Source organism: Acuticoccus sp. (assembly GCF_965213555.1).
Lineage (GTDB): Bacteria > Pseudomonadota > Alphaproteobacteria > Rhizobiales > Amorphaceae > Acuticoccus.
The window spans coordinates 1,913,502-1,926,137 of the sequence record NZ_OZ243890.1; the positions used below are offsets into that span (position 1 = coordinate 1,913,502).

General features: G+C 68.4%; 10 protein-coding genes and 1 pseudogene. All 11 read left to right on the forward strand.

From position 1 onward, the window contains the following. Window positions 1-62 precede the first annotated feature (62 nt). A complete protein-coding gene (locus ACOOE8_RS09145; RefSeq protein ID WP_420394500.1) occupies window positions 63-1,283 on the forward strand; it encodes an acyl-CoA dehydrogenase family protein in 1,221 nt (406 codons plus the stop codon). A gap of 25 nt (window positions 1,284-1,308) precedes the next feature. Next, complete coding sequence (locus ACOOE8_RS09150; protein ID WP_420394501.1) at window positions 1,309-2,475, forward strand: acyl-CoA dehydrogenase family protein; 1,167 nt, start codon at window positions 1,309-1,311, stop codon at window positions 2,473-2,475. Continuing rightward, entirely contained in the window at window positions 2,475-4,028 is a 1,554-nt protein-coding gene (locus tag ACOOE8_RS09155) for an AMP-binding protein (RefSeq protein ID WP_420394502.1), read from the forward strand. The genes ACOOE8_RS09150 and ACOOE8_RS09155 overlap by 1 nt, the downstream gene beginning before the upstream one ends. Continuing rightward, a complete protein-coding gene (locus tag ACOOE8_RS09160; protein ID WP_420394503.1) occupies window positions 4,025-4,861 on the forward strand; it encodes an enoyl-CoA hydratase in 837 nt (278 codons plus the stop codon). The genes ACOOE8_RS09155 and ACOOE8_RS09160 overlap by 4 nt, the downstream gene beginning before the upstream one ends. A 117-nt stretch (window positions 4,862-4,978) precedes the next feature. After that, window positions 4,979-6,145 (forward strand): ABC transporter substrate-binding protein, encoded by a 1,167-nt coding sequence (locus tag ACOOE8_RS09165; RefSeq protein ID WP_420394504.1) that lies wholly within the window; start codon window positions 4,979-4,981, stop codon window positions 6,143-6,145. 200 nt (window positions 6,146-6,345) lie between these two features. Continuing rightward, a pseudogene (locus tag ACOOE8_RS09170) lies at window positions 6,346-6,579 on the forward strand (ATP-binding cassette domain-containing protein); the annotation flags it as partial. Window positions 6,580-6,613: 34 nt separating this feature from the next. After that, window positions 6,614-8,476, forward strand: a complete 1,863-nt coding sequence (locus tag ACOOE8_RS09175) for a YbhB/YbcL family Raf kinase inhibitor-like protein (protein WP_420394505.1) — start codon at window positions 6,614-6,616, stop codon at window positions 8,474-8,476. A 29-nt stretch (window positions 8,477-8,505) separates the two neighbouring features. Further along, on the forward strand, window positions 8,506-8,910 hold the full coding sequence (locus tag ACOOE8_RS09180; protein ID WP_420394506.1) for a hypothetical protein: 405 nt from the start codon (window positions 8,506-8,508) through the stop codon (window positions 8,908-8,910). A 12-nt stretch (window positions 8,911-8,922) separates the two neighbouring features. Further along, window positions 8,923-9,876 carry an alpha/beta fold hydrolase gene (locus ACOOE8_RS09185; RefSeq protein ID WP_420394507.1) on the forward strand — a complete coding sequence of 318 codons (954 nt, stop codon included), beginning with the start codon at window positions 8,923-8,925 and terminating at the stop codon, window positions 9,874-9,876. 15 nt (window positions 9,877-9,891) lie between these two features. Next, the gene (locus tag ACOOE8_RS09190; protein WP_420394508.1) at window positions 9,892-11,253 is read left to right on the forward strand and encodes an ABC transporter permease; all 1,362 of its coding nucleotides are present in this window, start codon (window positions 9,892-9,894) and stop codon (window positions 11,251-11,253) included. After that, the gene (locus tag ACOOE8_RS09195) at window positions 11,232-12,635 is read left to right on the forward strand and encodes an ABC transporter permease (protein ID WP_420394509.1); all 1,404 of its coding nucleotides are present in this window, start codon (window positions 11,232-11,234) and stop codon (window positions 12,633-12,635) included. Before ACOOE8_RS09190 ends, ACOOE8_RS09195 begins: the two co-directional genes overlap by 22 nt. The last annotated feature ends 1 nt before the right edge of the window (window position 12,636 follow it).

Sequence of the window (12,636 nt, forward strand, 5' to 3'; positions counted from 1 at the left end):
CTTGATAGGTGTCGCCGGGAGCCGGCGGCACGCCGACTTCACCCATCTCATGAGGCCGTGTGATGTTCATCAACACCGTTGCGCACGACGACGACCTCGACGCCTTCCGCCAAGAGGTCCGCGAGTTCTGCCACACCGAGCTGTCGGGCGACATCAGGGCGAGGCTCGACCGCGGCCAGCAGTTGGGCAAGGACGAGCACGACCGTTACATGAAGGCGCTCGCCCGGAGGGGCTGGCTCGTCGGGCATTGGCCGCGCGAGCATGGTGGACAGGACTGGGGACCGGAGCGGACCGGGGCGCTGCACGACGAGCTCGGCCGCGCCGGCGCGCCGTGGCTGATCCCGTTCGGCGTCACCATGGTCGGCCCGGTCATCTACACCTTCGGGTCTGAGGCCCAGCGGGACCGCTTCCTGCCGGGGATCATCGCCAACGACGTGTGGTGGTGCCAGGGCTACTCGGAGCCGGGCGCAGGGTCCGACCTTGCGTCGCTGAAGACCCGTGCGGTCTTCGCAGAGGACGCAGAAGGACCGCACTACGTCGTCAACGGTCAGAAGATCTGGACGACGCTGGCGCACTGGGCCGACTGGATCTTCTGCCTGGTGCGCACCGATCCGAACGCGAAGAAGCAGGCGGGAATCTCGTTCCTGCTCATCGACATGGCGACGCCGGGCGTGACGGTGCGGCCGATCAAGACGATCGACCTCGGCCATCACCTCAACGAGGTGTTCTTCGACAACGTCCGCGTGCCTGCCGAGAACCTCGTCGGTGAGGAGAACAAGGGGTGGGAGTACGCGAAGTTCCTGCTCGGCTACGAGCGCTCTGCCGGAGGAGCGGCGGGCAAGTACCACCGTTACCTCGCCCAGCTCCGGCAGATCCTCGGCGACACGAAGGAGGGCGGCCGACCGCTGGCCGAGGACATCCGCTTCAGGCGCCGCATGGCGCAGCACGAGGCGGACCTCGCCGCCTTGACGGCGCTCGGCGCCGATCAGCACGCGGCCTTCCACGCGGCGGGTCGCCCGTCGCTGATCGGCGCCGCCGCGCTCAAGCTGCGCGCGACGGAGCTGCAGCAGGCCATCCTACAGACCATGGTGGACGTGCTTGCCCGCCAGGGCCTGCCTTACCAGCCCGAGGCGCTGGATGCCGGCTGGAACGGCGAGCTCATCGGTCCGCCGGAGATGGCCGGCATCCTCTACGAGCACCTGACGCGTCGTGCGGCCACCATCTACGGCGGCTCGTCGGAGATCCAAAGGAACATCATCGCGAAGGGCGCCCTCGGTCTCTGACGCCCGATCGTCGCCAGGAGGCACCATGCCAGCGTTTTCCCGTGAGGAGCGGCAACTCCTCAGCGATAGCGTCGAGGACTACTTGGCCGACCGCCACCCCGCCGGGCATGCCGTCGGCCCGTCCCGACCGGAGGGCAACGGGGTCGGTCGCGGGTGGGCCGACTACGCGCGGCTCGGCTGGTTGGGTCTCGCGTTGCCGGAGGCTGTGGGGGGCTCGGGTGGTCTTACGGAGGCCGCCATCGTGCTGGCGGCCGCCGGCAAGGTCCTCGCGCAGGAGCCCCTCATCCCCACGCTGATCCTCGGGGCCGGCGCGATCGCCCGGGTGGGGACCGAGGGCCAGCGCTCGTTGCTGGCGGACGTTGTCGCCGGCGAGCGCGTCCTCGCGTTCTGCCACACCGAGCCGGACGCCGGCTACGACCGCTCGCACGTCAACGCGCTCGCCGGTCACGACGGCGACGGCTACTCCATCTCCGGCGACAAGGCGTTCGCAATCGGCGCCCACGCGGCCGACACCCTCGTCGTGTCGGCGCGGATCGGCGACGGCGCAGGGCCCGTCGGTCTCTTCCTCCTCCCTGCCGACGCCGCCGGGCTCGAGCGCATCACCGCGCCCTGCCTCGACGGGCGGCTCGGCGCGGCGGTCCGCATGCGCGACGTGCCCGCCGGAGGCGACGCGCTGCTCGGCGGCGTCCCGGTCGATCGGCTGGGCGAGATCGACCGGCTGCTCGATCGTGGCACGCTCGCGGTGTGCGCGGAGGCGGTCGGCGCGATGAGCGCGGCCGCGGCGATCACGACCCAGTACATCAAGTCCCGCGAGCAGTTCGGCCGACCTCTGGCCGAGTTTCAGGTGCTCCAGCACCGCGTCGTCGACATGCACCTGATGGGGGAGGAGTGCCGCGCGATGGTCCACGCGGTGCTCGAGGCGACGGACCGGGCTGCGGACGACGACGCCGGCACGGCCGTCGCCATCTGGCGGGCCAAGGTGAAGGTCGCGCAGGCGAGCCGCTTCGTCGGCGGGCAGGGCATCCAGCTCCACGGCGGGATGGGGATGACCGACGACATGGCGATCGGGCACTACTACAAGCGGCTGGCCGTCTGCGAGGCGATGTTCGGCGATGCCGACTGGCACCTCGATCGGCTCGCCGCGGCCGAGGGCGCGTCGACGGGCGCCCGGCGCGAGCTCGAGGTCGCCTAGTGCCCCGCTTCGCCGCCGACCTTGCGAGGGCGCGCCCGGACGAGGTGGCGCTCGCCGATCCGTGGCAGTCGCTCACTTGGGGCGACGTCGACGGCATGCTCGACCGCATCGCCAACGGCCTCGCCGCCCTCGACCTCGAGCCGTCGCAGCGGGTGGCGGTGTTCGCCGAGAACGCGGCCGAGACGGCGCTCGCGAACCTCGGCGGCCTCATCGCCGGGGTGTCGGTCACGCCGGTCAACTTCCACCTGAACGCCGAGGAGGCCGCCTACATCCTCAAGGACGCCGGCATTGCCGTGCTCTTCGTGGATGCGGCCACGGCCGAGCGCGGGCTCGCCGCCGCGCGGCTCGCTCGGGTTCCCACCGTCATCGGCTGGGGCGGCGTGCCGGACGAGGCGACCGACTTCGCCACGTGGCTCCAACGCCAATCGGGCGAGCCTTGCGACGAGGCGCGCCCACCGCGGCCGAACCTCCTGTACACGTCCGGCACCACCGGACGTCCCAAGGCCGTCGAGTTGCCGCCGACCATGTTCGCCGGCGGCAGCAGCGTCGCCGAACACCTGGAGCGGCTCAAGGCGAACCCGCACGCCGGCCTGGGGACGCACCTCGTGGTGGGGCCGATGTACCACACCGGTCCGCTCTCCGGCGCGCGGCTCCTCGCGGCCGGCACGCCCTCCGTCATCCTGGGGCGCTTCGATGCCGAGGCGACGCTGGCGGCCGTCGCGCGCCACCGCATCGCGAGCACCGTCATGGTGCCGACGCACTTCATCCGCCTGCTCGCGCTGCCCGAACCGGTGCGCCGCCGCTATGACGTGTCGTCGCTCAAGCGCGTCAGCCACACCGGGGCGAGGTGCCCGGTCGACGTCAAGCGCGCGATGATCGGGTGGTGGGGACCGGTGCTGGTCGAGGCCTACGGGGCGACCGAGATCGGCACCACGAACTCCATCGACACGCAGGAGTGGCTGGCGCACCCCGGCTCCGTCGGGCGAGCGGTGCCGCCCTTCACCGCGGTGATCGTCGACGATGACGGGGCACCCGTCCCGCCGCGCACCGAAGGTCGCTTGTGCTTCCGCGATGCCACCGGACGCGGCCCGATCTACCACGACGACCCGCGCAAGACGGCGGACGCGTACGTTGCGCCGGGCCTCTTCACCATCGGTGAGGTCGCCTGGATGGACGAGGACGGCTACGTCTACATCACCGACCGGGTGAGCGACATGGTCGTCTCCGGCGGCGTGAACATCTACCCGGCCGAGGCCGAGGAGGTCCTCGCAGGGCATCCCGACGTCGCCGACGTCGCCTGCGTCGCGGCGCCCCATCCCGAGATGGGCGAGGAGTTGGTCGCGCTCGTCGTCCCTGCCGACCCGACCGCGCCGCCGGACCGTGCTGGGCTGATCGCCTGGTGCCGGGAGCGCCTCAGCACGTTCAAGTGCCCACGCCGCGTGGTCCTCACCGACGACCTCGGCCGCAACGCCATGGGCAAGCTCGACAAGCGCGCACTGCGGGCCCCCTTCTGGCAGCAGCCCGCCGAACCCGAGAAGGCCGGCACCCCATGACCTACAAGACCATCCGCACCGACACGCCGGCCGACCACGTGGCGCGCATCACCCTCGCCCGACCGGACCGCCGCAACGCCCAGTCCATCGAGCTGCTCTACGAGCTCAACGCGGCCTTCGATGCTGCTGCTCGCGACGCGTCGATCAAGGTGATCGTGCTCGCCGGCGACGGGCCGCACTTCTCCTCGGGGCACGACCTCGGGGGCGACCGCACGATGTCCGGCTTCACCCCGGTCACGCCTTGGGGCGGCTTTGACGCGCCCGGCGCGGAGGGCCGGCAGGCGCGGGAGGAGGAGTACTACCTCGGCTTCTGCCGGCGCTGGCGGGACATCCCGAAGCCGACCATCGCGCAGGCGCACGGCAAGACGATTGCGGGCGGGCTGATGCTGATCGCCGTCTGCGACCTCATCGTGGCGTCGCAGGAGGCGACCTTCTCCGACCCCACGGTCGCCTTCGGCGTCAACGGGGTCGAGTGGTTCTCCCACCCCTGGGACTTCGGTCCGCGCAAGGCGAAGGAGCTGTTGTTCACCGGCGGGATGCTGACTGCGGCCGAGGCCCACGCGGTCGGCTTCGTGAACCACGTCGTCCCGCGCGACGAGCTGGAGGGCTTCGTCCTGTCGCTTGCCGGACGCATCGCGGCGCGCCCGGCGATGGGCCTGCGGCTCGCCAAGATGGCGGTGAACCAGGCGCAGGACGCCCAAGGTCTGCAGACCGCGGTGAACGCTGCCATGGCGCTCCACCACGTGGGACACGCCCACAACCAGGAGCGCTTCGGCCAGAGCATCGACCCCGCCGGCGTCGACATCATCCGCCGCGAGGCGAGGGGGTCCTAGCGCCGAAACGCCCTTGTCGTCGCCGCGCCGATGCCGGAGAACATGTGCGCACGGGGGAGGGCAACCTCCGGCGACCTAGCGAGGGGGGACAGCGTGGTTCGAGGATTAGCAAAACGCATGGCCGCAGCGGCGCTGGCTGCAGGCTTGTTCAGCGGCGCGCAGTCGCTCGCCGATGGCGTCGACGAGCTGCCGCCTGAGGTGCAGGCGGAGCTGTACGATCCGGAGATGATGGATCCGCAGCAGCCGGTCGGCCCGAGCAGCTACCGCGATTGGATCGCGAAGAACCCGCCGCCTTGGACGATCGGCTACGCGAGCTCGTACGCCGGCAACACGTGGCGGGCGAACGTCATGGACCGCCTGCAGAACACGATCATTCCCAAGTGGAAGGAGCTTGGGCTGATCGATGAGGTGATCATCACCCAGTCGAACCTCAGCGATGCGACGCAGATCCAGCAGATGCGTCAGCTGCTCGACCAGGGCGTCGACGCGCTCATCGTGTGCTGCTCGAACCCCACTGCGCTCAACCAGACCGTCCGCCTCGCCCATGCGAGGGGCGTACCCGTGTTTTCCGCGACCGGCTACCTGACGGCTCCCGAGGCGCTCAACTCCTCGGCGAACTTCGTCGTCGGCGGGTACATGATGGGCAAGTGGATGGCGCAGGAGATCGGCGGCGCGGGGAACGTCCTCATCGTCGAGGGCATCCCCGGCGCGTCCGCCTCGGACTCGCAGAACGTTGGCATCCTGCAGGCGCTCGAGGAGTACCCCGACATCGAGGTCGTCGGCACGCTGGCCGGCATGTGGACCGACCAGATCGCCCAATCGGAGATTCAACGCTGGCTCGCCACCAATCCCGGACAGCTCGACGGGATCATCATCCAGTCCGCGTCCGAGCTCGGTGCCATCCGCGCCATGAAGCAGTCCGGCCGCGAGATGGTGCCGATCACCATCGGCGGTGAGCTCGGCGCGCTGTGCTACTGGCGCAAGAACCCCGACTTCGTGTCCGCGGCGATCCAGGCATGGCCTCCGGGCGACGACTTCGAGATGAACTGGAACATCATGATGCGGACCCTGATGGGACAGGGTCCTATGGTTCAGTCCATCCTCACCAAGCCGCAGATGTTGACGTTTGAGGACCTCACCAAGGTGCTGGACGAGGACTGCGACGAGGACTCGGCGGACTGGTACAACGTCGGCATCGAGGCCTGGGCTGGGAAGGAGTTCCTCGATCAGTTCTTCCTCGAGCCGGCCGACCCCGAGGAGTACGACGCCGCCAGCCACGGCTAGAGCATCCTGGGTCTTCTCAGACCCAGATTAGATGCGCTAGCTCCTTGATGAAGAGCGGTTTTTTTTGGGGTTTGGTGGTTTCCACCTAACCCCAAACCGCTCTAGCCGCCTGTCTGGCGACCGTCCGCACCGCGGCATCGGTCGGCCGCTTTGAGGGCAGACGCATGGCCCAGCCCCTCGTGGAGCTCTCGTCGGTCACTATGACGTTCGGTCCGACCGTTGCGCTCGCTGGCGCGAACCTCACGGCCTACGCCGGTGAGGTGCACGCCATTGTCGGCGGCAACGGCTCGGGCAAGTCGACGCTGGCGAAGGTCATGTCGGGGATCCTGATCCCCGACTCCGGTCAGGTGTCGATCCTTGGCGAGTCCGCGACCAGCCCCATCGAGGCGCGCGACCTCGGCATCGCGAACGTCTACCAGGAGGTGCTCGTCGCCGACGAATGCACCGTCTTGGAAAACCTGTTCCTCGGTGCCGACGGGCTCTTCAGGGGGTACGCTGACGCGCGAGGAGAAGGAGCGCCAGGCCTCGAGCCTGCTGCGCGACCTGCTCGGCTTCGACCTCGACCTGTCGGCAACGGTTGGCGACCTGCCGCTCAGCCTCAAGCAGTGGATCACCATCGCACGGGCGCTCCTGACCGAGCCGAAGGTGCTGATCCTCGACGAGTCGTCCGCCGCGCTCGACTTCGACGCCACCGAGCGGTTGTTCCGCAAGATGCGGGAGCTCACCGCGAGGGGGGCCGCCGTGCTCATCGTGACCCACCGCGTGGCGGAGCTCGTGCGCATCGCCGACCGCGCGACCGTGCTGCGCGACGGGGTCGACGTCGGCTGCCTGGAGCGGGAGGAGATCACGGAAGCACGCATCCTCGAGCTCATCGCTGGACCGGCGCGGGAGGCTGCCGCGCGCACCTTCGCCGTCCCGACCCGTCAGGGTGAGGCGCCGGTCCTGCGCGTGGAGGAGGTGCGGGTTGCCCCAGGCGCCGCACCGGTAAGCCTCAGCCTCTACCCCGGCGAGGTCATCGGCGTCACAGGCCTGGACGGCTCCGGGCAGGCCGCCTTCGTGCGCGCGCTCGCCGGGGTCGAGCCGCCTGCGAGCGGTCGCATCACGGTCCTGGAGGATGGCCATGCAGCCGCCATCGCCGACCTTTCGAGCGCGCGAGCGGCGAAGGTCTCCTACGTCAGCGGCGACAGGAAGAGGGAAGGCATCTTCGCCAACCTCTCGATCTTCGAGAACCTTCTGCTTCCGGTCTACGATGCCTATCGCGTCGGGGGTTGGCTCAACCTCACCGACCGTCGCAAGCTGACCCCGGTCTTCGAGTGGGAGGCCGGCAAGCTCGCGGTGAAGATGGGCGACCGGAACGATGCCATCGTGTCGTTGTCCGGCGGCAACCAGCAGAAGGTCCTGATCGCGCGCGCCTTCGCCGAGAAGCCGGCGGTCCTTGTGCTCAACGACCCGGCGCGCGGCATCGACATTGGAGCCAAGCTCGACCTATACAAAAACCTGCGTGAGTACGCCGCACGCGGCGGCGCCGTCATCTTCCTGTCCAGCGAGATCGAGGAGTTCCTTGACCTTTGTACGGCGGTGCACGTGTTCCGGAACGGCACGATCTCGGCGAGCTTCGCGCCTCCCTTCGACGGGCACACGATCCTCAACGCGATGTTCGGACGTAGGACGGACGCGCCGATGCCGGGTGGGGCAGCCACGCCGGACGTGGACGCGTCGGAGCGTCCGGCGAGCCGTCGTCCGAGCGTCGCGAACGGCCGACCGATGCCCCGGCCGCTCCGCTCGTCGCACCGGGCCGCGAAGCCTGCGAAGGTCGGCCTCCTCCGGCTCGCCGCGCCCGATATCGCTCAAGGCACCATGATGCCGGCCCGCTTCGCTGAGGCGTCGAGCGTCCAGCCGCGATTGACTTGGTCGGGCGTGCCCGAAGGAACCAAGAGCCTCGCCCTCGCGGTGACCGATCCAGACCTGCCGGACGAGCTCGGCTTCGGTCGCTCATTCGCCCACTGGCTGGTCTACGACATCACGCCCGAGGTCGGTGAGATCGCGGAAGGGTCCAGCGGAACCGACCGGATGCCCGTCGGCGCCAAGGAGCTCGCCAGCGATTTTGTCACCTTCGGCATCCCGGGTTACGCTGCGCATTACGCCGGCCCTTGGCCTCCCGACAGACCGCACCGGTACGTGTTCACGCTCTACGCGCTCAACGTGCCGAAGCTTGAGCTTTCCCCCGAGGCGGACCTTCCCGCATTCTCGGCGGCGGTGCTGCCAGCGACGATCGAACAGAGTTCATTCGCTGCGCTGTACGGGCCAGCGAAGGCACCGCTACCAAGCTGATCGGTTGATCAAGGGATCCGGAGGAAGAGATGGCGAGGTATGGCAGTCGGGCGAGCTTCGATCTCGACTGGATCGAACGCTGGGCGCGTCAGGTCAATGACGACCGAAGGCTTCCCGTCATCGGGCGATTCTTCACCAGCCGCTTCGTCCTCGGCGTCGACGACACGGACTACCTCATCGACGTGCGCAACGGCAAGATCCAAAAGATATCGGAGGGTCTTCTGCCCAACGACATGGGGTACGACTTTGGCTTACGTGCCCCTGCGAGCGCATGGATCAAGTTTTCTCAGCAGGTGCCGCCGCCGATGTTCAACGACATCTGGGCGATGGCGCATCCACTGCACAAGCAGCTCGTGATCGAAGGCAACCACCTGCCGTTCTGGCAGAACCTGCGGGCGCTGACCCACATGCTCGCGCTCATGCGACAGATCTGAGGCGGAAACGTCATGAACGCTCACGACCCGATCATCGGACGGTACGTCTATGTGCAGTGCCAGGGGCGCACCTATCGCACCTACTACGAAGAGAACGGCGAGGGCATCCCGCTCGTGTGCCTTCACACGGCAGGCACCGACAACAGGCAGTACCGCCATCAACTCTGCGACCCAGACATCACCGAGAACTTTCGTGTCGTCGCGTTCGATCTTCCGTGGCACGGCAAATCGCTTCCTCCGGAGGACTACTACCTCATGGAGGACGAGTACAAGCTGACGTCGAAGTTCTACGAGGAGTTCATCGTCTCCTTCTGCCAGGCGCTCGAGCTGCGCAAGCCGGTCATCATGGGTCAGTCGATGGGCGGCAACATCTGCCTACCGCTGGCGTTGAACCATGAGAACGAGTTCACCGCCCTCATCGCGCTGGAGGGGTGCGATCACTCGCCGGGATGGTGGATCGAGCCGTTGCATCACCCGCACATCCACGGCGGAGAGGTCGTGGCGACCTCCGTCTTCGGCCTGATGAGCCCGGAGTCGCCGGACAAGTACCGATGGGAAACATGGTGGTACTACGCACAGGGCGGTCCGGGGATCTTCAAGGGGGATCTGTACTTCTACAGTGTTGACTCTGACTTCCGCGACCACTGCTCCAAGATTTCGGGTCGGCTCCCGATCTACTTTCTCACGGGAGAGTACGACTTCGCCTGCACGCCGGAGATGACCGAGCGGACGGCGGAGAAGGTCAAGGGCGCGGAGTGCACCATCTTTTCCGGCGGTCACTTCCCGACGTCCGAGGATCCGGACAAGTTCAAGGAGGTCATCACCCCGGTGCTGCGCAAGATCATGGCGCTGGACCCTGAGCGTCGCGCCAAGGGCGCGATGAGCCGTGCGACGGGCGCGCCGACCCGTGCGCTCGGCCGCACCGGCAACGGGCGGGCGAGCGAGCGCCGCGTGGTCGAGCTCTAGAGAGCGCGGCCCCGCGTGTCCTCCGGCTCGGGAGCCAACGCCTACCTCCTGGTCCCGATCGCGCTCCTCGGCGTGCTCTTGAGCACGGCCGTCATCCGCGGCCCGAACCTCGTCACGCAGACCGGCGTCGGCAGCGCCATCATCGTCGCCGCACCGTTGATCCTCGCAACCTACGCGCTGATGGCGCTGGCCATCGCGGGGCGCGGCACCGTCGACCTCGCGGTGGGCCCGCTGCTCGCGTTCGTCAACGTGTCGATCGTGAGGCTGAACGACCTCGGCCTCGTCACCACGCCCATCGGCGTGTTCGCCCTGGCTCTCGGGATCGGCGCGCTCTACCAGGTCCTCTTTGCGCTCATCATCATCACCGTGCGGGTGCAGCCGATCATCGTCGCGCTGTCGGGCTTCCTCGCGCTGTCGGGCATCAACCTTGTCATCCTGCCGAGGCCCGGGGGGACGGCACCTGAATGGATGTTCGAGTGGGGCTTCGGGATCACGATCTTCACGCCCATCCTCGCCATCGTCGTGCTCGCGACGGGGGGCTGGCTCCTCTTCACGCTGACGCCGTTCTACCAGAACCTTCGGCTCATGGGCTACGACGAGCGCGCCGCCTTCACGAGCGGCGTGCGCACCAATGGCGTCCGGATCGGCGCCCACGTGATCGCAGGCATCTTCGTCGGGCTGGGGGCGATCTGCTACACGGGGCTCATCGGCTCGGGGGATCCGACGCAGGGGACGACACTGACGCTGACGGCGATCACCGCGGTGGTCCTGGGCGGCGTTAGCCTTGCCGGAGGGCGCGGCAACGTCATCGGGGCGCTCCTGGGTGCGATCAACCTCTTCTTGATCGGGTACGTCCTGGCGACGTTCAACTTCGGGGCGATCCAGGCCTTCGTTACCCAGCTGGCGTATGGTCTGATCCTGGTGCTCTCGCTGCTGCTCACGCTCCTCGTGCCGATCCTAGCGCGCAGCATCTCGTTCATCTCCCCCTACTCGGCGGCGATGGCGCTCGGCACGGTCGTCCTGTCGATCATGCTGCACGTCGGCGTCGGTCCCGTCACCGCGCCGGACGCCTCGCCGGGCGCGCTGGCGGCGGGGACGGTGGACGGAAGCGTCGATCGCTACACGCTGGTCGCGCCGCCTCGGGCGGCCGAGGTCGGCGAGGTCGCAGCAGGTCCGCTCACCCGCGTCGCCCTGCCTCTCGTCCTTGCGCTTGGCCTGCTCACGCTCGTCGCGCGCGTTGCGGTGGCCGAGGCGTTGTCGCTGCGCTTCGGCGTCTTCGTCTACGTGTGCATCTCGTTGATGATCCTCGCGCTGTTCGCGGTCGTCGCGGACCGCAGCGCTGCGCAGGCGCTGCCATGGGGGTGCCTCCGGTGCTGATGCCGCGCTCCACGGCGCTGATCGCCTTCAACCTCGCGCTGACGCTCGTCATCGCTGCGATCGGGTTCGGGCTCGGCTTCGCGGAGGAGCTGCCGGCCCAACTCGTGATCCTTTACACCACGGTCACCGTCGCCTTCCTGTTCTGGCTGACGAACACCGTTGCCGGGGCCTTCGAACGCTCGCGCGACGACGCTGCGGCGCGCACCGCGCCCGGCGCGGATCAGCATCCGGCAGATCGGCAAGGGCTCCGCGGCCTGTGGGAGAGCAACCGGCTCCTCATCCTCGCCGCCGCAGCGCTCCTCGTCCTCTACCTCATCGTCAGCGCCGCGGTCCCCTCGTTCCGAACCGTGACCAACCTCATCGCCTTCCTGCTGCTGGAGGCGGTGCTCGTGTTCGCCTTCAAGGTGTCGAAGGTGTTCGCCCATGGACGCAGCGCCTTCATCGGACTGATCGTCCTCCTCGCGCTGATCGTCATCTCGTCCTTCAGCATCGAAGGCTTCCTCTCGGGGACGAACGTGAAGGCGATCCTGCTGTTCGCCTCCTTCCTCGGGATCGCCTGCGTCGGGCAGACGCTGGTCGCGCTCCTCGGCGGGCTCGACCTGTCGATCCCGTTCGTCATCGGCTCGGCCAACATCGGGTTGCTCTACGTCATCGGGCTCGGCGTGCCGCCATGGCTCGCCTTCGTGATGGTGCTTGTCCTTGGCGCCGGGATCGGCTTCCTCAACGGGGTGCTGTCGTTCCGCCTGCAGGGCCAGGCCTTGATCCTCACCCTGGGGACCGGCTTCGCGATCGCGGGGCTCGTCCAGATCATCACGAGCCTCGGCTCGGCGCAGGCGGGCAACGTCTTCGGCACGGTGCCGGAGTGGCTGCGCAACGTTGCGGCGATGAACGGCTCGTTCCTGGGCCTCGCGGTGCCCCCTGCGATCCTCCTGTGGGTCCTCATCGCGGGCGCGGTGATCGTCGCGCTGCGCTACTCGGCCTACGGTCGGGCGATCTACGCGCTCGGCGGAAACCGGCGCGCGGCCAAGCTCATCGGCATCTCCGAGTTCCGGTACTGGACGCTCGCCTACACCGCGTCCGGCTTCTTCGCGGCGCTCACCGGGGCGCTCCTCCTCGGCTGGTCCGGCGGCGGCTTCATCGGCGCGGGCGACCCCTACCTCTTCACGACCCTCGCCGCCGTCGTGATCGGAGGCACGTCGCTCCTCGGCGGCTACGGCGGCTACGGGTTCACCGTCATCGGCGTCCTCGTGCTCCAGGTGCTGTCCTCGTTCCTCATTGGCGTCGGCCTGGAGTTCGAGTGGCAGCAGTTCATCTTCGGCATCCTCATCCTGCCCATGGTCGCACTCTACGGCCGTACGCCCGACATCCGGACCCAGGTCTAGC

Coding starts and splice junctions, on each gene's coding strand:
- ACOOE8_RS09145 (WP_420394500.1), top strand. CDS start 63: ATGTTCATCAACACCGTTGCGCACGACGACGACCTCGACGCCTTCCGC.
- ACOOE8_RS09150 (WP_420394501.1), top strand. CDS start 1,309: ATGCCAGCGTTTTCCCGTGAGGAGCGGCAACTCCTCAGCGATAGCGTC.
- ACOOE8_RS09160 (WP_420394503.1), top strand. CDS start 4,025: ATGACCTACAAGACCATCCGCACCGACACGCCGGCCGACCACGTGGCG.
- ACOOE8_RS09165 (WP_420394504.1), top strand. CDS start 4,979: ATGGCCGCAGCGGCGCTGGCTGCAGGCTTGTTCAGCGGCGCGCAGTCG.
- ACOOE8_RS09180 (WP_420394506.1), top strand. CDS start 8,506: ATGGCGAGGTATGGCAGTCGGGCGAGCTTCGATCTCGACTGGATCGAA.
- ACOOE8_RS09185 (WP_420394507.1), top strand. CDS start 8,923: ATGAACGCTCACGACCCGATCATCGGACGGTACGTCTATGTGCAGTGC.
- ACOOE8_RS09195 (WP_420394509.1), top strand. CDS start 11,232: ATGGGGGTGCCTCCGGTGCTGATGCCGCGCTCCACGGCGCTGATCGCC.